Annotated in this window: 15 protein-coding genes and 1 tRNA gene; 13 read left to right on the top strand and 3 right to left on the bottom strand. The window is 61.9% G+C overall.

Translation table 11 applies throughout. The features are described 5' to 3' along the window. Window positions 1-50: 50 nt before the first annotated feature. From DC366_RS08770 to DC366_RS08790, 5 genes are all read left to right on the top strand, one after another. Window positions 51-821: a DeoR/GlpR family DNA-binding transcription regulator gene (locus DC366_RS08770; RefSeq protein WP_133176186.1), complete on the top strand. Its 771-nt coding sequence runs from the start codon at window positions 51-53 to the stop codon at window positions 819-821. Between the two features lie 83 nt (window positions 822-904). Continuing rightward, entirely contained in the window at window positions 905-3,367 is a 2,463-nt protein-coding gene (locus tag DC366_RS08775; protein WP_108691839.1) for a GcvT family protein, read from the top strand. 205 nt (window positions 3,368-3,572) lie between these two features. Further along, window positions 3,573-4,592 carry a putative 2-aminoethylphosphonate ABC transporter substrate-binding protein gene (locus DC366_RS08780; RefSeq protein WP_108691840.1) on the top strand — a complete coding sequence of 340 codons (1,020 nt, stop codon included), beginning with the start codon at window positions 3,573-3,575 and terminating at the stop codon, window positions 4,590-4,592. 87 nt (window positions 4,593-4,679) lie between these two features. After that, on the top strand, window positions 4,680-5,795 hold the full coding sequence (locus DC366_RS08785) for a putative 2-aminoethylphosphonate ABC transporter ATP-binding protein (RefSeq protein ID WP_243405084.1): 1,116 nt from the start codon (window positions 4,680-4,682) through the stop codon (window positions 5,793-5,795). Window positions 5,796-5,798: 3 nt separating this feature from the next. Further along, complete coding sequence (locus tag DC366_RS08790) at window positions 5,799-7,826, top strand: putative 2-aminoethylphosphonate ABC transporter permease subunit (protein ID WP_108691841.1); 2,028 nt, start codon at window positions 5,799-5,801, stop codon at window positions 7,824-7,826. Here the strand turns inward: DC366_RS08790 and DC366_RS08795 are convergent. Further along, window positions 7,823-8,698 (bottom strand): LysR substrate-binding domain-containing protein, encoded by an 876-nt coding sequence (locus tag DC366_RS08795; protein WP_108691842.1) that lies wholly within the window; start codon window positions 8,696-8,698, stop codon window positions 7,823-7,825. The genes DC366_RS08790 and DC366_RS08795 overlap by 4 nt on opposite strands. 122 nt (window positions 8,699-8,820) lie before the next feature. Here DC366_RS08795 and DC366_RS08800 point away from each other — a divergent pair, with 122 nt between their 5' ends. From DC366_RS08800 to pbfA, 4 genes are all read left to right on the top strand, one after another. Next, window positions 8,821-10,008: a 2-aminoethylphosphonate--pyruvate transaminase gene (locus DC366_RS08800; protein WP_108691843.1), complete on the top strand. Its 1,188-nt coding sequence runs from the start codon at window positions 8,821-8,823 to the stop codon at window positions 10,006-10,008. An 18-nt stretch (window positions 10,009-10,026) separates the two neighbouring features. Continuing rightward, the gene (phnA, locus tag DC366_RS08805; RefSeq protein ID WP_108691844.1) at window positions 10,027-11,271 is read left to right on the top strand and encodes a phosphonoacetate hydrolase; all 1,245 of its coding nucleotides are present in this window, start codon (window positions 10,027-10,029) and stop codon (window positions 11,269-11,271) included. Window positions 11,272-11,282: 11 nt separating this feature from the next. Next, window positions 11,283-12,731, top strand: a complete 1,449-nt coding sequence (gene phnY / locus DC366_RS08810) for a phosphonoacetaldehyde dehydrogenase (protein WP_108692008.1) — start codon at window positions 11,283-11,285, stop codon at window positions 12,729-12,731. Between the two features lie 66 nt (window positions 12,732-12,797). Then, window positions 12,798-14,159: a (R)-1-hydroxy-2-aminoethylphosphonate ammonia-lyase gene (gene pbfA / locus DC366_RS08815; protein ID WP_108691845.1), complete on the top strand. Its 1,362-nt coding sequence runs from the start codon at window positions 12,798-12,800 to the stop codon at window positions 14,157-14,159. Here the strand turns inward: pbfA and DC366_RS08820 are convergent. Beyond that, a complete protein-coding gene (locus DC366_RS08820; protein WP_108691846.1) occupies window positions 14,150-15,157 on the bottom strand; it encodes a 2-hydroxyacid dehydrogenase in 1,008 nt (335 codons plus the stop codon). The two genes, pbfA and DC366_RS08820, sit on opposite strands and share 10 nt — an antisense overlap. A gap of 536 nt (window positions 15,158-15,693) precedes the next feature. On the opposite strand from DC366_RS08820, the gene cls reads away from it, so the two are divergent. Continuing rightward, window positions 15,694-17,124: a cardiolipin synthase gene (cls, locus tag DC366_RS08825; protein ID WP_108691847.1), complete on the top strand. Its 1,431-nt coding sequence runs from the start codon at window positions 15,694-15,696 to the stop codon at window positions 17,122-17,124. A gap of 373 nt (window positions 17,125-17,497) precedes the next feature. Here cls and DC366_RS08830 read toward each other — a convergent pair. Further along, window positions 17,498-17,587: transfer RNA gene (locus DC366_RS08830), tRNA-Ser, on the bottom strand. A 285-nt stretch (window positions 17,588-17,872) separates the two neighbouring features. On the opposite strand from DC366_RS08830, the gene DC366_RS08835 reads away from it, so the two are divergent. The 3 genes from DC366_RS08835 (at window position 17,873) to DC366_RS08845 (ending at window position 23,820) form a co-directional block, all read left to right on the top strand. Then, window positions 17,873-20,209: a Tex family protein gene (locus DC366_RS08835; protein WP_108691848.1), complete on the top strand. Its 2,337-nt coding sequence runs from the start codon at window positions 17,873-17,875 to the stop codon at window positions 20,207-20,209. Between the two features lie 223 nt (window positions 20,210-20,432). Further along, window positions 20,433-22,262, top strand: a complete 1,830-nt coding sequence (locus tag DC366_RS08840; protein ID WP_108691849.1) for an ABC transporter ATP-binding protein — start codon at window positions 20,433-20,435, stop codon at window positions 22,260-22,262. 34 nt (window positions 22,263-22,296) lie between these two features. Further along, window positions 22,297-23,820, top strand: coding sequence for an ABC transporter substrate-binding protein (locus tag DC366_RS08845; RefSeq protein ID WP_108691850.1), 1,524 nt, complete (start codon window positions 22,297-22,299; stop codon window positions 23,818-23,820). Window positions 23,821-23,832: the final 12 nt, after the last annotated feature.

Genomic DNA, 23,832 nt, shown 5'->3' on the forward strand with positions numbered 1-23,832 from the left:
ATTGCGAAACTTGGCAAAGTGCCAGAAGCAGCCAGACAAAGGGCAAGGTGATGTTACCATCCCAGCGACATCAGATCATTCTGAGCCTCGTATCGGACCAGCCGGCCGTCTCGATACGCGAGTTGACCGAATCCCTCGGGGTCAGCCGTGAAACCGTGCGCAAGGACATCGAGCACCTGGCCGGTGAGAACCGGCTCCTTCAGGTGCGGGGCGGCGCGACACGCATCCTGACCGCCGAGCGGCCAATGCAGACGCGCGCGACGACAAACCGCGAGGGCAAGGCGCGTATCGCGGCGCATGTCGCTGCACAGATTGATGACGGGGCCAGCATTTTCATCGACAACGGCTCGACCACGCTGGCGGTTGCCGTGGCGCTTGCGCGACTGCGGCAGGATCTGATTGTTTACACGAACGATCTGAAAATAGCCGAAGTTATTGGTCCTGCCGCGCGCGAAGTTACGGTGCTGGGCGGACGATTGGATCTGGACGTGGGCGCCACTTTTGGCCTCGTGACATTGGAACATCTCAGCCATTATCGCGCCGAATATGCGTTGATCGGCGGCGGAGGCGTCAGCGCGCGGGCGCTCTTTACCGATTTTTCGCGAGAGGCGGCGGAGATGCGTTTGCGTATGATGCAACAGGCCGAAGAGGCGCTGATCCTTGTCGATAGCAGCAAGTTCGGTGAGGTGGGGCAGGTGGTGCTCGGCCCGCTTCCCAAGGGGGTGCGGATGGTCAGCGAGCTTGCGCCGCCGGACGAGATCAGTGCAGCGCTGACGGCGGCATCCGTTCGTGTCGACTTGGCAGATTCCGTCTCGGAATAGCCAGATAAGAAAGATATTGCCAAATTATGCAAACTACCCTTAGGTGATGCCATACAGTGCATCACCTAGCCGGAGCTGACCTCATGTCTGACCAGACCCTTCCCGACAGCGCGCAATATGTCATCATTGGCGGCGGTATTGTCGGCTGCTCGGTCGCGTATCACCTGACAAAAATGGGCCATAGCGATGTGGTCTTGCTGGAGCAGGGGCAGCTCAGCTGCGGCACGACCTGGCACGCGGCCGGCCTTGTTGGCCAGTTGCGCAGTCATCCTGCGATGACAGATCTCATCCGCTATTCGACCGAGCTTTACGCCGGGCTGGAGGCGGAAACCGGACTTGGCACCGGCTGGAATCGCTGCGGCTCTGTCACCGTGGCGCACAGCGAGGATCGCATGACGATGCTGAAACGCACCGCCGCATCTGCCCGCGCCCAAGGGGTCGAGGTCGAGGTGATCAGCCCGGCCGAGGCGCAGGAAAAATGGCCGGTGATGCAGGTGGACGATCTCGAGGGGGCGATCTGGATGCCCGGTGACGGCAAGGCGAACCCGACCGACCTGACCCAATCGCTGGCCAAGGGCGCGCGGGGGCGCGGCGCCCGCGTGATCGAGGGCGTTCAGGTGACCGATATCCTGACCGAAAACGGCGCGGTCACGGGCGTGGTCACCGATCATGGAACGATCCGCGCCGAAGTGGTCGTGAACTGCGCCGGCCAATGGGCGCGCAAACTGGGCCTGATGTGCGGCGTTGACGTGCCCCTGCATTCGGCCGAGCATCTCTATATCGTGACCGAGAAGATGGAGGGCGTGCATTCAGATCTGCCCGTCATGCGCGATCCCGACGGCTATATCTACTTCAAGGAGGAGACCGGCGGCCTCGTGATGGGCGGGTTTGAACCGGAGGCAAAGCCGTGGGGGATGAATGGCATCCCCGACAAGTTCTTCTTTCAACTGCTGCCGGACGATTGGGACCAGTTCGAGATCCTGATGGACAACGCCCTGATCCGCGTGCCGCAACTGGCAGACGCGGGCGTGCGCGAATTCTACAATGGCCCCGAGAGCTTTACCCCCGATAACAACTACATCCTTGGCGAGGCGCCGAACCTGCGCAATTTCTTTGTCGGGGCGGGGTTCAATTCCATGGGGATTGCCAGTGCCGGCGGCGCCGGGCGCGCGCTGGCCGAATGGATCGTCGAAGGCGCGCCGACCTCTGATCTTTTCTCCGTGGATATCCGCCGTTTTGCCGGGTTCAACAACAACCCGACATGGCTGCATGACCGCATCAAGGAAACGCTGGGCCTGCATTATGCGATGCCCTGGCCGAACCGCGAGCTTGATACCGCGCGCCCCTTCCGCCGCTCGCCTCTCTATGATCGCCTTGCGGCCAAACACGCGGTCTTCGGGTCCAAGATGGGCTGGGAGCGTGCGAATTTCTTTGCCGAGGACGCGGTCAGCGCACGGATCGATTACAGCTTTGGCCGCCAGAACTGGCATGATGCCGTGGGCGCCGAGCATAAGGCCGTGCGCGAGGGGGTGGCGCTGTTCGATCAGACCTCCTTTGCCAAGCTGATGGTGCAGGGCCGCGATGCCTGCGCGCAGTTGAACCGGATCTGCGCCGCCAATATCGACGTCGCGCCGGGGCGCACAGTCTATACCGGCCTGCTGAACGCGCGCGGCGGATATGAGAGCGATCTGACCGTCCTGCGCCTTGGGCGGTACAAATTCCTGCTTATCACAGGTTCCGCCCAGGCAGTGCATGATACCGACTGGATCACACGCAATCTGGACGAGGGCGCGCATGTCACCCTGACCGATGTCACCTCGGCATGGTCGGTGCTGGCGCTGATGGGGCCAAAGTCGCGTGACGTTCTGGGCGCGCTTTCCAAAGCCGATCTGGGAAACGAGGCTTTTCCTTTTGGCACGCATCGCGAGATTGATCTGGGCTATGCGACGGTTCGCGCCAACCGCATGACCTATGTCGGCGAGTTGGGCTGGGAGCTGCTGGTGCCCAGCGAATTTACCGTCGGTGTTTATGAGGATCTGATGCGCGCCGGCGTCCCGCATGGCATCCGCGATGCGGGATATTATGCACTGGAGGGGCTGCGCCTCGAAAAGGGCTTCCGCGCGTGGAGCCGCGAGCTGACCCCGGATGTCACGCCGCTTCAGGCCGGTCTGAGCTTTGCCGTTGATATGCACAAGCCCGGCGGTTTCATCGGGCGCGATGCGCTGCTCGCAGCCGAGGCGGATCCGAATCATCTGTGCAAACGGATCGTGCAGCTTGTGCTGGATGACGGCGACGCGCAGCTTTGGGGCGGCGAGGCGGTGCTGATGGACGGTGCCGAGATCGGCGAGGTCCGTTCGGGCGCTTATGGCCATACGCTGGGCGCCTGCGCGGCGCTGTGCCTGCTGACGGGCGACGTGCCGCTGACCAGGGATGTGTTGAAAGCCGGGCGGTTTGAGATTGATCTTGCTGGTAAAAAACTGTCGGCCAAGCTTCATCTGCGCAGCCCTTATGACCCGGCAGGCGCGCGGCCCAAGACGGATGGGTGACACGCGCTGCGGTCCGGCCGTTCAAATCAGGCGCGAAAACCGCTGTTGCGTCTGATCTTCTTTATAGGTCGGGCCTATACACCGATAGGTTAAAATAATTTTCCTTATCGCCGAAAGCTGTCACAGTCGTTTTGCAAACGGTCCTCAGAAGGCCGTGTAGCCGATCCATCGGGCGCCAGTCCCGAGTTCAACAGAGGAGAAAACGATGAATTTCAAGCTGAAGGGCGCGCTTGGCGCCTTGACCGGTGTGCTGATGGCGACCACCGCCATCGCCCAGACCGAACTGACCGTCTATACCGCCGTCGAGGCGGTCGATCTGCCGCGCTATAAGGAAGCGTTCGAGACGCTGCATCCGGACATCACGATCAACTGGGTGCGCGACTCGACCGGCGTGATCACTGCCAAGCTTCTGGCCGAGAAGAACAACCCTCAGGCCGACGTCATCTGGGGGGTGTCGGCGACATCGCTGCTGCTGATGAAATCGGAAGGGATGCTGGAGCCCTATAAACCCGAAGGTGTCGAGGCGTTGAAGCCCAGCTTTTACGACAGCGAAGACCCGCCCTCGTGGATCGGGCAGGACGCCTATGTCGGCGCGGTCTGTGTCAACACGATCGAGGCTGAAAAGCATGGGCTTGCGATGCCGACCTCGTGGAAGGATCTGACCGACCCGATGTACAAGGACATGGTCATCATGCCCAATCCCAATTCCTCGGGGACGGGATTTCTGGACGTGTCGGGCTGGCTGCAGATCTTCGGAGAGGAAGAAGGCTGGGCCTATATGGATGCGCTGCACAATAATATCGCGCGCTATACGCACTCAGGCTCAAAACCCTGCAAGCTCGCCGCCTCCGGTGAGGTGCCGATCGGTATCTCATTCGCGTTCCGCGGCGCGCAGTCGAAATCCGAAGGTGCCCCGATCGAGATCATCGTGCCGTCCGAAGGTGTCGGCTGGGACATGGAATCCGCGGCCATCGTCGCGGGAACGGATGATCTGGAAGCGGCTCAGAAGCTGATGGATTTTGCCGTCACCAAAGAAGCCAACGAGATGTACAATCAAAGCTTCGCGGTCGTCGCAATGCCCGACGTGGCCAAACCGGTCGAGCATTTCCCCGAAGGTCTGGAAGAGGCGATGATCGAAAACGATTTCGAATTTGCGGCCAACAATCGCGCCCGCATCCTCGAAGAGTGGCAGAAGCGCTACGACGGCAAAAGCGAACCCAAGTGACGTGATCTTGCCGGGGGCGATTTGGATCGCCCCCGGGTCCGGCGGCCTTGCCCCTGAAACCAATTCATCGACGAAAGGACGTTCCCCGTGATCGAGGCGAATGCAGGCCATGCCTATCTGAAAATAGAAAACATGTGGAAGGCATTCGGCGACTTCCTGGCGCTCAGCGACGTGTCGCTGGACATTTCCGAAGGCGAATTCATCTGCTTTCTTGGCCCGTCAGGCTGTGGCAAGACCACGCTGCTGAGGGCGATTGCGGGGCTTGATCTGCAAACCAAAGGGACTGTGCATCAGGGCGGCAAGGATGTGTCGAACCTGCCGCCGTCGCAGCGCGATTTCGGCATCGTTTTCCAATCCTACGCGCTGTTTCCGAACCTCACGATTGAAAAGAACATCGCCTTCGGGCTGGAAAACACCGGCCGCAAGAAGCCCGAGATTGACGCCCGCGTGACCGAGTTGCTAATCCTTGTCGGCCTCGAAGAACAGCGCAAGAAATACCCGGCGCAACTGTCGGGCGGCCAGCAGCAGCGCATCGCGCTGGCGCGCGCCATCGCCACCAATCCCGGCCTTCTGCTGCTGGACGAGCCGCTCTCAGCGCTGGACGCCAAGGTGCGTATCCATCTGCGCCATGAGATCAAGGAACTCCAGCGCAAGCTGGGCGTGACCACGGTCATGGTGACCCACGATCAGGAAGAGGCGCTGTCGATGGCCGACCGGATCGTGGTCATCAATCATGGCCGCATCGAACAGGTCGGCACGCCGACCGAAATTTATCGCGATCCCAGTACCTTGTTCGTCGCCGGGTTCATCGGCGACATGAACCATTTCGACGCGGTCGTAACCGCACCGGAGCGTATCACGTGCGGCAATGTGGAGCTGGAATGCGCGCCACATTCCGTGGGGCAGGGCGCCCGCGCCATCATGGCGATCCGGCCCGAGGACGTGATCCCGCATGGCGCCGACGCTGACGCCTCGGGCGAGGTGGAAACCCAGGCCAACACCCTTGATGTCCAGGTGACCAGCATGGAGTTCTTGGGCTCCTACTGGCGCTGCCATCTGGCGGGCGAAAACTTTGGTCAGGGCGCGCTGATCGCGAATTTCTCAATGAATGCCGTGCGCCGGTTGGGGCTGAGCGAGGGCAAGAACATGATGATCGAACTGCCGAAAAGCCGCGTGATGGTATTTGATGCGGCGGGGAGCTGAGCGATGGTGGAATCAGTGCGCACGCAGGCCCAATCGAAAATGCCCGCAGGCCCGGCGATCAAGGGCAAGCTGAGCCGTGATGACTTGATCATGCGTGGCGGCATGATCGTGATCGCGCTCTATCTTGTCGTGACCTTGGCGATGCCGCTCTACGTCATGTTCTCGAAATCGCTTTCGACATATCGGTTCGATCTGTCGGCTTTCGAATTTCAGGTCTCGGACGAAGCTGGAAACTTCGACGGCACGATCTTGAACGGCGCCGCATTGAATGAACAGACGGGCGCCTTCGACAAGGCCGATCTGAACACCAATGCCGATGGCCGGCTGGGCGTGACCGAGTTTTTCCCCGAGTTCAGCTTTCGTAGTCCGGTGCAGTACCAGATCCGCAGCATTGCCGAGGATGGCCGCTATCTGGTCGGCTCGACGCTCTATACGGGCACCGAGTGGCAGCAATTGGACAGCAACACGTTCCGCCGTGTTGCGCTGAGGCCGACGCAATCGCGCGGTCTTTCGAATTTTACCGAGTACTTTTCGACCCCCGCGCTGACCAACTCGATCAAGAATTCGTTGATTATCGCGGCGATCAGCACCGTCATCACTGTCGGCCTGTCCTTTTGGTTCGCCTATGCGCTGAACCGCTCCTGCATGCGGTTCAAGGGGGTGTTCCGGCTGATCGCGATGATGCCGATCCTTGTGCCATCGCTGTTGCCGGGCATCGCGCTGGTCTATCTGTTCGGCAATCAGGGCATGCTGAAAGAGTTGCTGTTCGGCGCATCCATATACGGCCCGCTGGGGATCGTGATCGGCTCAGTTTTCTTCACATTTCCGCATGCGTTCATCATCATCTCGACCGCGCTGGCGATATCGGATGCGCGGCTTTATGAGGCCGCCACCAGCTTGCGCGCCTCGCCCTGGCGCACGTTCTGGACCGTCACGATCCCCGGCGCGCGCTATGGCCTGATCTCGGCGGCGTTCGTCGTGTTCAATCTCGTCATCACCGATTTCGGCCTGCCCAAGGTGATCGGTGGGCAGTTCAATGTGCTGGCGGTCGACATCTACAAACAGGTCATCGGCCAGCAGAATTTCGAGATGGGCGCGGTCGTGTCGGTGATCCTTGTCATTCCCGCGATCTTTGCCTTTGCCATCGACCGGCTGGTGCAGGCGCGGCAGGTCTCGTCGCTGTCGGCCCGCTCGGTCCCGTTCCAGCCGAAACCCGACCGCAAGATGGATCGGATCTTCCTGATTTACTGCACGCTCATCGGTCTGTTCATCGTCGGCATCCTCGCGGTCTGCCAGTTTGCCGCATTGGTCAAGTTCTGGCCCTATGATCTGAGCCTCAGTCTCAAAAACTACCAGTTCAATCGCATGGATGGCGGCGGATGGGCAGCCTATTACAACTCGATCAAGTTGGGGCTTCTGACGGCTGTCATCGGCACGGCAGTCGTCTTCTTCGGTGCCTATCTGGTGGAGAAATCCAAGGGTTTCCGCACCGGCCGCGCGATCTTCCAAGGGTTCGCCATGCTGCCGATGGCGATTCCGGGGATGGTGTTGGGGCTTGCCTACATCTTCTTCTTCAACAATCCGGATAACCCGCTGAACGTGATCTACGGCACGATGGCGATCCTTGTCGTGTCGACGGTCACCCACTTTTACACCGTGTCGCACCTGACCGCCGTGACGGCGCTGAAACAGATGGACGGCGAATTCGAGGCCGTGTCGGCCTCACTCAAACAGCCCACGATGAAGCTGTTCGCGCGCGTGACGGTGCCGGTCTGCCTGCCTGCAATCCTCGACATCTCGATCTATCTGTTCGTCAATGCGATGACGACAGTGTCGGCGGTGGTGTTCCTTTATTCGACCGATACGGCGCTGGCGTCGATTGCGGTTCTGAACATGGACGACGCGGGCGATATCGCACCGGCGGCGGCGATGGGCATGATGATTTTCTACACCAACGCGGGCGCGCGGATCATCCACCTGATCGCCTCTCGCGGGATACTTGGGCGCACGCAGGCCTGGCGCACGCGTTAAGCGTGCGCCGGAACCGCGGCGCCCGCGAATTCCATGAAGGCGCGGATAACTTTCACATCGCGCCGCTGACCCAGATGCACGATCGTCTCGCGCATGCGGATGTCGATCCCGTTCAAGGGGATCTGAACCAGCCGCGGGTCGTGCCCGAACTCGGCCAGCGAGACAAAGCCGATCCCGGCGCCTGACGCCACCATTTCGCGCACGGCCTCGCGCCCTTCGGCGACGATTGCGGGCGTCAGGGTCAGGCCTTGGCGGGCGGCTTCCTCGTCCAGGCTGGCGCGGGTTTTCGAGCCGGTTTCGCGCAGGATCAGCGGAAACTCCGCCGCCTCGGCAAGCGTCAGTCCGGCGCCCGGATCTGCCAGCAGACCGCGCGCGGCAAAGGCGATGATCGCGGTCTCGCCCAGATCCAGCACGGCCATGTCAGGCCCCGCGGGGGCCTCGCCGATCACGCCGATTTCGGCGTTGTAGCTGCGCAATTCGTGCAGGATCTCTTCGGTGTTTCCACTGCGCAGTGATACGGTCACGCCGGGATGACGCGCGCGAAACTGGGTCAGCATGTCAACGACGTGATGCGCGCTATCGGCAATGATGCGCAACTCACCCTCGACGGCGGCGCGGGTCTCGCTCATGTAGTCCTTGATCCGCTGTTCGATCTCGAACAATTGCTTGGTCAGCAGGAACAGATGCTCTCCGGTTTCGGTCAGGCGCACGCGCTTGCGTTCGCGGTGAAACAGCAGCACGTCATGGGCCTGCTCCAGCTTGCGCACCTGCTCGGAAATGGCCGGCTGTGTCAGGAACAGCGCCTCGGCGGCGCGGGAAAAACCGCCTAACGCGGCTACATGGTGAAAAGCGCGCAACTGGCTTTGACGCATGAGATGGTCCTTGTCCGTCGATATATAGGCTGTGCCTATGCTGTGATTGATTATTGCAATTTTACATATGGGATGGTCTGGGGCAATCGTGTTCTCAACCTGCCTTTTACGGAGTTGACCCCATGGCTGACACGTCCACTCGTATCGCGCCGCCGCATCTGGGCGAGCCTTATCTTCTCACCCCCGGCCCGCTGACGACATCGCTGGCCACAAAGGAGGCGATGCTGCGTGATTGGGGCAGCTGGGACGATGATTTTCGCGCCATGACGCTGGAGATGCGGACCCGCCTGCTGGACATGCTGGGGACCGGGCAGGGCGATTTTGACTGTGTCCCGATGCAGGGCAGCGGCACCTTCGCCGTCGAGGCGATGCTGGCGTCGTTCCTGCCGAAAGATAGCAAGACGCTGGTTTTGGCCAATGGCGCCTATGGCAAGAGGTCGGTGCAGACGCTGGAATATCTGGGCCGCGATCACGTGGTGCTGGACAAGGGCGACTACCTGCCGCCGCGCGGCGAGGAGGTGGCGCAGATCCTCGCGGATGACCCCGCGATCACCCATGTCGTCGCCATCCATTGCGAGACATCGAGCGGCATCCTGAACCCGGTCGAGGAGATTTCCGAGGCGACTTACGCGGCAGGCCGCAAGCTGCTGGTGGACTCGATGTCGGCCTTCGGCGCGATCGAATTGCAGCCGTCGGAAATCCGCTACGAGGCGCTGGTCTCCTCGGCCAACAAATGCATCGAGGGCGTGCCCGGCTTCGGCTTTGTCATCGCGCGCAAATCGGAATTGGAGGCGGCCAAGGGGCGCAGCCATTCGCTCAGCCTGGATGTGCATGCGCAATGGGCGCACATGAACAAGACTGGCCAGTGGCGGTTCACTCCTCCGACCCATGTGGTTGCCGCGTTCCTGGAGGCGCTGCGCGCCCATGAGGCAGAGGGCGGCGTTCAAGGACGCGGCGCGCGCTACACCAGCAACCGCGACGTGATGGTCGAGGGAATGCGCAAGCTGGGGTTCGAAACACTGCTCAAGGACCGCTGGCTGTCGCCGATCATCGTCACCTTCTTTTGCCCTGCGGATGAAAACTTCGACTTCGATCGCTTTTACCAGCTGATGAAGGACAAGGGGTTCATCATCTACCCCGGCAAGCTGACCATCGTCGACAGCTTCCGCGTCGGCTGTATCGGGCAAATGGACGAACATGTCATGCGCAAGGTGGTCGAGGCCGCCGGCGCATCGCTCAAGGAAATGGGCGTCACCGACGCCACACCGCCGGCCATTGCGCTGGAAGAACGCGCCAAGCTGGCCGCTTGAAATCTAAGGACTGAATATATGCCGATCACATCCCCCGTTACCGCCAATGACCGCGAATACCCTGCGCCGAAGGTCTGCGCTATCGCCATCTGTCTGGACGGCTGCGAGCCGGAATATCTGGAAAAGGCCATCGCGGACGGGCTGATGCCAAACCTTGCGCGGATGAAGCAGACCGGCACGGACCGGCTGGCGCATTCGGTGATTCCGTCCTTTACCAACCCCAACAACCTCAGCATCGCCACAGGCCGCCCGCCCATCGTCCACGGCATCTGCGGGAATTACCTTTATGATCCGGACACCGGCGAAGAGGTGATGATGAACGACGTGCGCTTCCTGCGCGCGCCTACCGTGTTTTCCAAGTTCTACGAGGCTGGCGCCAAGGTTGCGATCGTCACCGCCAAGGACAAGCTGCGTGCGCTCTTGGGAGCCAAGCTTAAGTTCGACGATGATCGCGCCAAGTGCTTTTCCGCCGAAAAATCCGATAGCTCCACGCAGGCCGAACATGGTCAGGAAGCGGCCAGCAAATGGCTCGGCATGGCGCAGCCCGAGGTCTATTCGGCCGATCTGTCAGAATTTGTCTTCGCGGCCGGCGTCAAGCTGCTGCGTGAGTGGAAGCCGGACGTGATGTATTTGACCACCACCGACTATGTGCAGCACAAATATGCCCCCGATGATGCAGAGGCCAAATCCTTCTACAAGATGTTCGACAAATACCTGGGCGAGCTGGACGACATGGGCGCCGCCATCGTCGTCACCGCCGATCACGGCATGAAGCCCAAGCATGACGCCAATGGCAACCCGCAGGTGATCTACGTGCAGGACCTGATGGACGAGTGGCTGGGCAAGGACGCCGCGCGCGTCATCCTGCCGATTACCGATCCCTATGTGGTCCATCACGGCGCGCTGGGTGGGTTCGCCACGGCTTATCTGCCCAAGGACGCCGACCGCGCCGACATCATCGCGAAGCTGAAGAAGCATGACGAACTGCTGGAGGTCATCGGCCGTGAGGAGGCGGTGAAACGCTTCGAGTTGCCCGAGTACCGCATCGGCGACATCGTCATGATCTCGACCGAGAACATGACCATCGGCACCTCCGAGCATCGCCACGATCTGGCCGCCCTGAACGAGCCGCTGCGCAGCCATGGCGGCCTGACCGAACAGGTCGTGCCCTTCATCGTCAACCGCAGGATCGACCTGCCGGGCAAGCCGGAATTGCGCAACTTCGACGCGTTTTTCTACGCCACCACGGCAGCCGCGCTATGAAGGACAAGGCCATGACCCAGATCGAGCCACGCCATGAGGGCTTGCGCATCGGCGGCGAGGTGGTTTTTACCGACGCCTTGATCGAGGTAACCTACCCCTACACCGGCGAGGTCGTCGGCACCGTCCCCGCCGGCACCGCCGACCATGCGCGCCGCGCCTTCGAGATCGCGGCGATTTACAAGCCGAAACTCAGCCGCTACGAGCGCAGCGAAATCCTCAAGCGCGCGGGCGAGCTGATCGGCGAGCGGCGCGACTATCTGGCCAAATGGCTGGTTTTGGAACTGGGCATCTGCCACCAGCACGCCATCTACGAGACCAAGCGCGCGCAGGACGTCTATAACTTCGCCGCCTCGCAGGCGCTGATCGACGACGGCGAGATTTTCTCGTGCGATCTGACCCATAACGGCAAGCCGCGCAAGATCTTTACCCTGCGCGAGCCGGTGCGCGCGATCAGTGCCATCACCCCCTTCAACCACCCGCTGAACATGGTCAGCCACAAGATTGCACCGGCGATTGCCACCAACAATTGCGTCGTGTGCAAGCCGACCGAACTGACCCCGCTGACCGCCATCGCGCTGGCAGACATCCTCTACGAGGCCGGTCTGCCGCCCGAGATGTTCCAGATCGTCACCGGCTGGCCCAAGGATATCGGCGACGAGATGATCACGAACCCGAATATCGACATCATCACCTTCACCGGCGGCGTGCCGGTGGGCAAGATGATCGCGGCCAAGGCAGGCTACAAACGGCAGGCGCTGGAGCTGGGCGGAAACGATCCGCTGATCATCTGCAACGATCTGAGCGACGCGGATCTGGACAAGGCGGCAACCATCGCGGTGGCCGGTGCCACCGGCAATTCCGGCCAACGCTGCACCGCGATCAAGCGTATCCTCGTGCAGGAAAGCGTTGCCGACAGGTTCGTGCCTCTGGTGCTGGAAAAAGCCAAGGCGATCAGGTTTGGCGATCCGATGGATCCGGACACACAACTGGGCTGCGTCGTCCACGAAAAGGCCGCCGAGACGTTCGAAAATCGCGTGCTGGATGCCGAGAAACGGGGCGCAGAGATCCTCTATCACCCCGAGCGGCAGGGTGCGTTGCTGCCGCCCATCGTGGTCGATCATGTGCCCCATGACAGCGAATTGGTGATGGACGAAACCTTTGGCCCGATCATCCCCATCGTGCGCGTGCCCGATGATGACGCCGAGGTGATGCGGATCTCCAATTCCACCCCCTTTGGCCTCTCGTCGGGCGTCTGCACCAACGATCTCAACCGCGCCATCACCTATATCAACGGGCTGGACGTCGGCACCTGCAACATCTGGGAACAGCCCGGCTACCGGATCGAGATGTCACCCTTCGGCGGCATCAAGGACAGCGGCAACGCCGTCAAGGAGGGCGTGATCGAGGCGATGAAATTCTTCACCAACGTCAAGACCTATTCCGTTCCATGGCCGGGATAAGACACTCTCCCTGAGACTTGAGGCCCCACATCGGGGCCTCTCTTTTTACGTCGGCGCGAGGCACATATGACGCAGATCGTTCACACGGAAGGCGAATCCAATACATCCGCCGCGCGCCGCGACTGGCTGAAGAAATCCATCGGTCCGAAATCTGCCCCGCTGTTGCAGCGCGATTCCGACGCCTTCCTGCATCAAAGCCTTTCCAGCCCCTGCGTCAGCACCATCGCCCGCGCCGAAGGCATCTGGATCGAGGATATGGATGGCCGCCGCTTCATGGATTTCCATGGCAACTCGGTGCATCACATCGGCTATGGCCACCCGCGCCTGAAGGCCGCGATCGCCGCGCAGATGGACGCGCTGCCTTTCGCGCCGCGCCGTTTCACCAACGAGCCTGCGGTGGCGCTGGCCGAGAAACTGGCCGAGATCGCGCCGGGCGACTTGGGCAAGACGTTGTTCACCACCGGCGGCTCGGATGCCAACGAGGTGGCGCTGAAGATCGCGCGCGCGGCGACGGGGCGGTTCAAGACGGTCAGCTTCTGGGATGCCTTCCACGGCGCCGGGATGGGCGCGGCCAGCGTCGGCGGCGAGGCGACGTTTCGCAGTCATATCGCGGGACCTTTGATGCCGGGCGCCGAGCATGTCGCGCCCTTTGCCTGCTATCGTTGCCCCTACAACCACGCCGGCCCGGACGTATGCGGCCTCGCCTGCGCCAAGATGGTCGACTATGTGCTGGAGCGCGAAGGCGACGTGGCCGCCGTCATCGCCGAGCCGATGCGCGCCGTCCCCTACGTGCCGCCCCCCGGTTTCTGGAAGGCCGTACGCGAGTCCTGTGACCGGCACGGCGCGCTGCTCATCTTCGATGAAATCCCGACGGGTCTGGGCAAGACGGGCCGCATGTTTGCCTTTGAACATGACGAAGTGATCCCGGACATCGTCACGATGGGCAAGGCATTGGGCGGGGGCATCCTGCCGATCGCCGCCTGCATCGCGCGACGCGATCTGGACGTGTGCGGCGATTTCGCCATCGGGCACTACACGCATGAGAAAAACCCGGTGACGGCCCGCGCGGCGCTGACCACGATAGAAATTATCGAGGACGAAAACCTTGTCGCGCGCTCGGCAGAGCTGGGCGATTATGCGATGAACCTGCTGCGTGATCGGCTGGACGGCTGCCCCATTGTCGGCGACATTCGTGGGCGCGGCCTGATGTTTGGCGTCGAAATCGTGCAGGACCGCGCAGCCAAGACGCAGGGCAACGCGATGGCCGAGGGGATCTATTATGCGTGCCTCGATGCGGGTCTCAGCTTCAAGATTTCGCAGGGCTGCGTGTTGACCTTGTCGCCACCATTGACGATCGCGCGCGGCGATCTGGACCGTGCGCTTGACATCGTCGTGAGTGCCGTCCTTGCGGCGGCCTCTCAGAGGTAGCGCGCGCCGGGTTGTCCTTGCAGGCGCGGGTCGGCGGATTTGACCAGCACGGGCCGCCCTTCGAGAATTTCAGTGCAGCGGTCCAGTGTTTCACGTTCCAACCGCTCCATCGCCTCGGCGGTGTAAAAGGTGAGATGCGGCGACAGAAGGACGTTGTCCATGTCATAAAGCGGGCTGATCATGTGGCCCTCACGGCGCAAAGGCTCGTCGCTGAAAACGTCAAGGCCAGCGCCCGCGATCCAGCCCTCTTGCAGCGCGCGCACCAGCGCCACCTCGTCCACGATGGCGCCCCGCGAGACGTTTATGAGGTGTGCATGCGGCTGCATCGCGCGCAGCTCCGCCTCGCCGATCAGGTGGCGGGTGCTGTCGTTCAGCACGCAATGAATGCTGACCATATCGCTTTGCGCCAGCAACTCGTGCAAGGTCTCGCAGCAGCGCACGCCTGCGGCCTCCATGTCAGCGGCGGGCGTGTGGGGGCTGTAGGCAATCACGTTGGCACGAAACCCCTTGCCGCACATGCGCGCCATACTGCGCCCGATCTTGCCAAAACCGACGATGCCCACCGTCTTGTCGGCGATATCGTTGCCCCTCCATGTGGGCTCGGGCCAGGCCCATCCATCGCTGCGCATTTTCCGATCCAGCGGGATCAGTTTCCGCGCCAGCGCGATCATCAGGGCAAAGGCGCCTTCGGCAACCGTTTCCTCGGCATATTCAGGAATATTGACAACTGTTATTCCGCGCGCTTTGGCGGCCGGAATATCTATGGCATCTATTCCCACGCCGTATTTAACGATACCTCGAAGGTTCGGTGCGGCTTCAATGATTCGAGCGGTAATGGCCGTGTAGCACATCAACAGAAGATCCGCGTCTGCGATTGCGGCAATCAGAATGTCCTCATCCACGCCGTCCTGCAGCGTGACCAGATCGTGGCCAGAGTTCTTTAGGACTGTGTCAAGATACGGGGTTTGCAGCTCAGCGTCGGTGCGGATAATTTTCATATAAGTTAGGAAAAAGCCTGAGTTAGAGAAATGTCCGATTCTTTCAAACGCGGTCAATGATATAATCGCATGCGCAAGTATGGCAGACAATGGTAATCCCCCCGTTTTCGCGGGGGCTGGTTCGTAGAATTTACGCGGCCATTCTCAGTTTCAGCTCTAGCTCGCGGTAGATCCTAAGCGGCGACGCTCGTTGGCCAGATCGCGCAGCCGCTGACGCAGCTCCGTCAGCGATGGCAGGCACGACTGATACCGGACCATCCTGCGATCCGATCTTGAGGTTGCATGAGAGTATCACGCAGTTAACGTGCATCAGGGCTTGCCCGGCACCGCCCTGCAATGGACGGGGCCGACGGTCGTCGTTGCAGAAGGTCATGGTTATGTCGGCACCAAGTTGGGGGGGTCAGTGATTGCCAATGCGCTGCCAAGAACTCGAGTCAGCAGTCCTGACCATTTGTGGTGACTGCTCAAGCTTCATTATTTTATCTGATTTTTGATTTTCCGCAGGTTAATCTTACAGCGACGGAACTGGATGAGGCATGACGATACTCTTAATTTTTCACGTGCTATTGGTCGCGATGTTTACCATCCGTATTTTGCTGCGTGACGATTTTTCGCCACCCGCACGATTGGCGTGGTTCATCATCCTGATGCTCGTACCTTATGCCGGGACCGTGATTTACTTCCTGTTCGGTGAAGTTGATATCGGCAAGCGCATAAACCGCCGTCACCGCGAGGTTTTTGACGAAATCCGTGCCTCGGCCAAGAAGTTCATGGGAAATCAGTCGGCAGTCGCCGAGTTGATCGAGCCGATTTACCAACCGGCCTTTCAATACGCGGTATCCATCAACGGGTTTAATCCCGTCGGCGGCAACGATGCGGAACTGATGGAAAACGCCGATATGACGCGCGCGCGACTGGTGGCAGATATCGATGCTGCAACCGATCATGTTCATGTCCTCTATTACATCTGGCTTGCCGACAATACAGGCACGGACGTGGCACAGGCCCTGATCCGTGCAGCAAGGCGCGGCGTGACCTGCCGTGCCATGGCGGACGGGCTGGGATCGCGTGCGTTGATCAATTCAGCCCTTTGGAAACAGATGAAAGAGGCGGGCGTTCAGCTGGCCGTGGCATTGTCGTTCAAAAATATCATCCGCACGTTTCTGACCAGCCGCATTGACCTGCGCAACCATCGCAAGATTACGGTGATCGACGGACGGATCACATATTGCGGCAGCCGAAACTCGGCTGATCCGGAATTTTTGCCAAAGGAGAAATATGGGCCTTGGGTGGACATCATGCTGCGCTTTACCGGCCCGGTGGTCGCGCAAAACCAGTTGTTGTTCGCCAGCAACTGGATGCAGGCAACGGGCGAGGGGCTGGAGCGCATAAAACTTGTTGCAGAGCCGGTAGGCAGCGGCTTCCCCGCGCAGGCCATGGGGGTGGGTCCAACCGAGCGAAAGGGGGCAACCCCGCAGCTCTTTACTGCCCTGATCGGGTGTGCGCAGCATACCCTGACGATCTCAACGCCGTATTTCGTGCCGGATACGACCTTGATGGATGCGCTGTGCGCCGCGGCGCATCGCGGGGTAAGCGTTACCTTGATCTACCCACTGGTTAACGACAGCTGGATCGTCGCCGCCGCCAGCCGCAGCTATTATCGCAAACTGCTGGATGCGGGGTGTATCATTCATGAATTCAAAGGCGGGCTTTTGCACGCAAAGACCCTGACGATTGATGGAAAGATCTGCCTTGTCGGGTCCTCGAACCTGGACCTGCGCAGCTTTGATCTGAACTACGAAAACAACATCCTGTTGCAGGATGAGGGCACCACCCAAGCGGTGCATGAACGCCAGCAGGACTATATTGCCCGGTCCGATCAAGCATCTCGCGAAAGCGTTCTGGCGTGGCCATGGTATCTGCGGATCTGGCACAACGTCGTGGCGACGATCGGCCCGGTCCTGTAGGCAATTGAACCTTGCCCCCGTCACCAACGCAAAACCAGTCCGAGGTCGGCATTACCGATCGATTTGAGGATTAGCTATCATCGGCCTGCTACCGTCGGTATGCCCCAGTAGATGTGCCCGCAAATCTTGTCGTGGTTTGCAAATGAGCCCGCGCAGCAGTATCGCTTGGTTAGCCGCCAAACATAGGCGCGGTTTGGCCGGGCGGTGTGTGGGCGTTGATTGATGATATGCAGGGCCGTGGCGTCATCGACATGACATGAGGCTTGCAAAGCAAGGCGGGTCCAAGGCGCAATCAAGCGCACTTAGTCTTGGCGGGTACTTTGGCGGGTAAGGTAGCCGAAGCCTAGTTTTATTCAGCAAAAACAAGGCCTAATGGCGGAGACGATGGGATTCGAACCCACGAGACCCTTCCGGGCCTACTCCCTTAGCAGGGGAGCGCCTTCGACCACTCGGCCACGTCTCCACCGACGCGTATATCCAAGCGAACAGAAGGATTACAAGGCAAATCTGGCCAGTATTCGGAATATAATGGACTGCACAGAAAACGGCCGGAATATTGCTTGGTTAGCCAGAAAGGGGCGCCGGATCGGTAGGTCACGGGGAATTTTCCGCCACCTTCGCCCAATCACTCGGGCCGGACAAAGATTCTGCAGCTTCTGCGCTGCTTGTCCGTGGCGGGTGCCGGGGGATCTTGGCGGCGGCGGCGCGCGGGGGTATCAGGGGCGTCCGACCAGCAAAGGAATACCCCATGACCGACGTCGCAACCCGCATCGCCCGCACCATCGCCGCCGACATCGGCGCACGGCCTGAACAGGTCAGCGCGACGGTCACGCTGCTGGACGGGGGCGACACCGTGCCTTTCGTCGCGCGCTATCGCAAGGAGGTGACGGGCGGACTGGACGACGCGCAACTGCGCCGCCTGGCCGAGCGGCTGGAGTATCTGCGCGATCTGGAAAAACGCCGCGGCGCGATCCTGAGCGAGATTTCGGGGCAGGGGAAGCTGACCGATGCGCTGGCGCGTGCCATCGGCGCGGCCGATACCAAATCCGTGCTTGAGGATCTTTATCTGCCCTTCAAGCCCAAGCGGCGCACCAAGGCGATGATCGCGCGCGAGAACGGGCTGGAGCCTCTCCTTCGCGCGATCCTCGCGGACCGCGCCGCCGAGCCTGCGGGCCTCGCGAAAGCCTATCTGTCGGACGCGGTTCCCACGCAGAAGGAGGCGCTGGCCGGCGCGCGCGACATCCTGGCCGAAGAGCTGGGCGAAAATGCCGCGCTGCTTGGGCGCCTTCGCGAAGTGATGCAGAGCGGCGCCCTGATCACGGCGCAGGTCAACAAGGGCAAGGAAGAGGCAGGCGCAAAATTCTCGGATTATTTCAACCACAGCGAAAAATGGGCGACGATCCCGGCGCACCGCGCGCTTGCCATCCTGCGCGCCGCCAAGGAAGACATCGTCACGATCGACATCGGTCCGGATGAAGAGACGGGCCTGCCGCGAATCATCGGCATCATCGCCGCGCAGATCGGTATTCCGGGGCAGGCGCCCGGCGATGCTTGGCTGCGGGAGGCCGCCGCCTGGACATGGAAGATCAAGCTGAGCGGCACGATGTTCATGGATCTTCTGGCGGACCTGCGCCGCCGGGCCCATACCGCCGCGATCGAGGTTTTCGCGCGCAACCTCAAGGATCTGCTGCTGGCCGCGCCGGCCGGTGCGCGCACCACGCTTGGGCTGGATCCGGGGATCCGGACGGGCTGCAAGATCGCCGTCGTGGATGACACCGGCAAGCTGGTCGATAGCGCCACGATCTATCCGTTCCAGCCGCGATGCGATGTGCAGGGCGCTGAGGAGACGCTGCTGCGCCTGATCGCCAAACATGGCGTCGCCTTGATCGCCATCGGCAACGGCACGGCCAGTCGCGAGTCCGAAAAGCTGGTCTCGGACGTGATCAAGCGTCTGCCTGCGGGCGCAGCGCGCCCCACCCCCGTGATCGTGTCCGAGGCCGGCGCCTCGGTCTATTCCGCGTCCGAGCTGGCCTCGCAGGAGTTTCCGGATCTGGATGTGTCCATCCGCGGCGCCGTGTCCATCGCGCGGCGCCTTCAGGATCCGCTGGCCGAACTGGTCAAGATCGAGCCGCAGGCGATCGGCGTCGGACAGTATCAGCATGACGTGGACCAGCGCCATCTGGCGCAATCGCTGGCGGCGGTGGTGGAGGATGCCGTCAATGCCGTCGGCGTCGATCTGAACATGGCCTCGGCGCCCTTGCTGTCGCATATCGCGGGGCTGGGGCCGTCGCTTGCGCAGAATATCGTGGCGCACCGCGATGCCAACGGCGCCTTTGCCACGCGCAAGGCGCTGTTGAAGGTCAGCGGTCTGGGCCCGAAGGCATTTCAGCAATGCGCCGGATTCCTGCGCATTCCGCAGGGCGACGAGCCGCTGGATGCGTCCTCGGTCCATCCCGAAGCCTACGGCGTTGCGCGGGCGATCGTTAAGGCCTGCGGGCGCGACGTCCGCGAGATCATGGGGGGCGGCGGCGCGCTGTCCGGTCTGCGCGCCGAGCAGTTCGTGAGCGAGGGCTTCGGCCTGCCCACCGTGCGCGACATCCTGGCCGAGCTGGAAAAGCCCGGCCGCGATCCGCGCCCGGCCTTCAAGACGGCGACATTCGCGGATGGCATCGACAGCATCACCGATCTCAAGCCGGGCATGTCGCTGGAAGGGACCGTCACCAATGTCGCGGCCTTCGGCGCCTTCGTCGATATCGGCGTGCATCAGGACGGGCTGGTGCATGTCAGCCAGTTGGCAGATCGCTTCGTCAAGGATCCGCATGACGTGGTCAAGGCCGGTGACGTGGTCCGCGTGCGCGTGACCGAAATCGACGTGCCGCGCAAACGGATCGGCCTGACGATGCGCAAGGACGCGTCCGGCGATGACGCCCCCGCCGCGCGTCCCGCCGCCAGTCCCAAGACGCGCGGCGGGCCGAAAGGCGGCGCGAAAAGCGCCTCATCGGGGCCGAAGGACGCGGCAGGCGGCCGGGGCGCATTGGGTTCGGCCCTTGCCGACGCGCTCAAGCGGCAGGGCCGGACGCCATAGATCACGCAGGCCGTTGCGCGGGACCGATCCGCATCGCGGGGGTCGCCCACTGGCGGTTTTGTTGAACAATATTGTGCGTCATGTAGGATTAAATCGCGGCCCTCCTATTGACATCCATTTCCGTTTTCCGATTGATGAGGCGAGGCGCCCGGTCGTGAAAGCGATGTCCGCACGCGGGGCTTGCACGAACAATGATCGCGGTCGCTGCAGCATAGAGGGCGCTATGAAAGATCTATCTTCACCGCAGATCCTGTCGGTTGAGGGGCTGTCCGTCTCCTTCGGCAAGACACGTGTGATCGATGATCTCAGCTTTGCCGTGCCCAAGGGGCGCACCGTTGCCGTCGTCGGCGAAAGCGGCTCGGGCAAGAGCGTGACGTCGCTGTCGATCATGCGGCTGGCCGATCTGGCGGGCGCGAGGTTCGACGCGGGCCGCATCGTGCTGGATACCGGGGCGGGCCAGACCGATCTGCTGGGCCTGACGCAGGACGCGGCGCGCAAGATCCGTGGCAAGGATATCGCCATGATCTTTCAGGAGCCGATGACCTCGCTCAATCCGGTCTATACGGTGGGCGAGCAGATCGCCGAGATCCTGATGCTGCACGAAGGGTCGTCCCGCGACGCTGCGCTGCGCGAGGCGTCCCGGCTGCTCAGCCTGGTGCGTCTGCCGGACGCCGATGCCATGCTAAAACGCTATCCCCACCAGCTGTCCGGCGGGATGCGCCAGCGCGTGATGATCGCGATCGCCGTCGCCTGCCGTCCCAAGCTGCTGATCGCGGACGAGCCGACGACGGCGCTGGACGTGACCATTCAGGCGCAGATCCTCGATATCCTGCGCGATCTGCAGGAAGAGATGGGCATGTCGATGATCTTCATCACCCATGACATGGGCGTGGTGGCCGAAATCGCCGATGATGTCGTCGTCATGTGGAAGGGCGAGAAGGTCGAGGAAGGGCCGGTCGGTCAGATTTTCGCGCATCCGCAGCACCCCTATACCCGCAGCCTGCTGTCGGCGGTCCCCAAGCTGGGATCGACCGAGGGGCAGGACTATCCCAGCAAGACGCCCCTGACCGTGCTGGTGGATGGCGAGCCGCAGCTGGTGGGCGAGACGCGCGTGCAGGACACCGCGCAGACGCAGGGCGATCCGCTGCTTGTGGTGCGGGATCTGTCCGTCAGCTTTGACATCAGGAAAACATGGTATGGCCGCACCACCCATTACATCCCGGCCGTCACCGGCGCGAGTTTCGATGTCTACCCCGGCGAGACGATTTCGCTGGTCGGCGAGAGCGGGTCGGGCAAATCCACCATCGCGCGCACCGTCATGCAACTGACCGAGCCGACCGGCGGCGCGATCACCTTTGACGGGCGCAACATGGCCGATATGGGCCTGGCCGAGCGGCAGAAGCTGCGCCGCGAGATCCAGTATATCTTTCAGGATCCCTTCGCCTCGCTCAATCCGCGCCAGACCATCGGCTGGTCCGTGGCCGAGCCGATCCGAACGCACGGCCTGGCGGATAATGACCGCGAAACCCGGTCCCGCGTCGGCGAGCTGCTGGAGCGTGTGGGGATGCCGGCCGATGTGGCCGAGCGCTATCCGCACCAGTTTTCCGGCGGCCAGCGCCAGCGGATCTGCATCGCGCGGGCGCTGGCGGGCAAGCCGCGGCTGATCATCGCGGACGAGGTGCTGTCGGCCCTCGACGTATCGATCCAGGCGCAGGTGATCAACCTGTTCATGGATCTGCAAAAGGACGAGGGGATCGCGTTCCTCTTCGTCAGCCATGACATGGCGGTGGTCGAAAAGGTCAGCCACCGTGTCGCCGTGCTCTATCTGGGCCAGATCGTCGAGCTGGGCAGCCGCAGGCAGATCTTCGAGCAGACGGCGCATCCCTATACGCAGCGTCTGCTGTCGGCCGTGCCCAACCCCGATCCGGCCGCCAAGCGCGAGCGCACGCCGCTGGACGGCGAGCTGCCATCGACAACGCGCCGGGTGGATGACCGCCCCGCACCCGTAACCTATGACGAGATCGCCAAGGGCCATTTCGTGGCCCGCCACTGACGCGACGAAAGCAATCAACAGAGGAGCTTATCCAATGAAAAAGACGCTGACTGCCACCGCAATCGCACTGGCCCTGACCGCGACCGGGTTTGCCGCGCCGGCCATGGCCGCGGGCAAGATCACCGTATCCTCGCCGCAGGATCCCGGCAGCTGGGACCCGATCGACACCTTCCTGATCAACTGGGCGTCGCTGGCCACCAACGTGTTCGAGGGCCTGACATATCGCGGCCCCGACATGGAGCTGGTCCCGGCGCTTGCCACCTCGTGGGAGACGCTGGACGACGGCACGCGCATCCGCTTCACGCTGCGCGAGGGCGTGACATTCCACAATGGCGAGCCGTTCAATGCGGATGCGGTGAAGTTCAGCTTTGACCGTCTGCTGGGCGAGGAGGGTGCCAAGGGCCCGCAACAGGCCAACTACACGTCGATCGAAAAGGTTGAGGTCATCGACGACACCACCGTCGATTTCCACCTGGCGCAGGCCGATCCCGTCCTTCTGACCAAGCTGGCCGGTTATGGCGCGATGATCGTGCCGCCGCAATACATCGCCGAAGTGGGCGATGCGGAGTTCAACAACAACCCCGTCGGAACAGGTCCGTTCAAGATGACGTCCTACAGCCCCAAGGTGGGCGCGTCGCTGGTTGCGAACGAAGACTATTGGGGCGGCGCGCCGAACCTGTCCGAGGTCGATTACCGATTCATCTCCGAGCCGTCCACGGCGCTGGCCGAATTGCAGTCAGGCGGCGTCGATGTGGTCATTCCTCCGTCGGTTCCCGTGGGCATGATCCCCACGATCGAGGCGGACGATAACCTTGAGGTCATCTCGACGGGCGGCCCCACCGTTACCGCGCTGCGCTTTGACACCAGCCGCGGCATCACCGCGGACGAAAACGTGCGCAAGGCGCTGATCATGGCGGTGGACCGCGGCGCCATCGTCGACACGATCCTGGCCGGGCAGGCGTCGGTCATCGCGTCCTTCCAGGGCGACCGCTCGTTCGGCTATGACGCCAGCATGGAGCCGCTGCCCTATGATCTGGAAAAGGCCAAGGCGATGCTGAAGGAGGCCGGTGTCGAGCAGGGCGCAAGCGTCGAGATCAACACGCGCGGCAATGACGCCACCTTCAACGAGGTCGCTCAGGCCGTCGCGGCCTATCTGGGCATGGCCGGCGTCAACGCCACGATCAAGCCCTACGAGACGAACGTCTTGCTGAACGACATCATCCCGCAGGGCAAGACCGGCGAGATGTTCCAGCAAAGCTGGGGCGGCTGGACCTTCGATTACGACAACACCGCATATGCGATGTATCACACGGGCCAGAAGTGGAACCCCTATGACAGCGACGCGGACCTTGACGCGCTGCTGGAAAAACAGCGCCCCATGACCGACCGCGCCGAGCGCGAAAAGGTGTTGCAGGAGATCGCGGCCTATGCGGCGGATCGCGCGCTGGAGATGCCGCTTTACAACATGAACGCCATCTACGCGATCAACAAGCGCGTCCAGAACTTCGAGCCTGCGCCGGACAACCGTCTGCGCCTCGACAAGGTCTCGGTCGAATAATCACGCCGCGGG

It is taken from the genome of Pelagivirga sediminicola (assembly GCF_003072125.1).
Taxonomy (GTDB): Bacteria; Pseudomonadota; Alphaproteobacteria; order Rhodobacterales; family Rhodobacteraceae; genus Roseovarius; species Roseovarius sediminicola.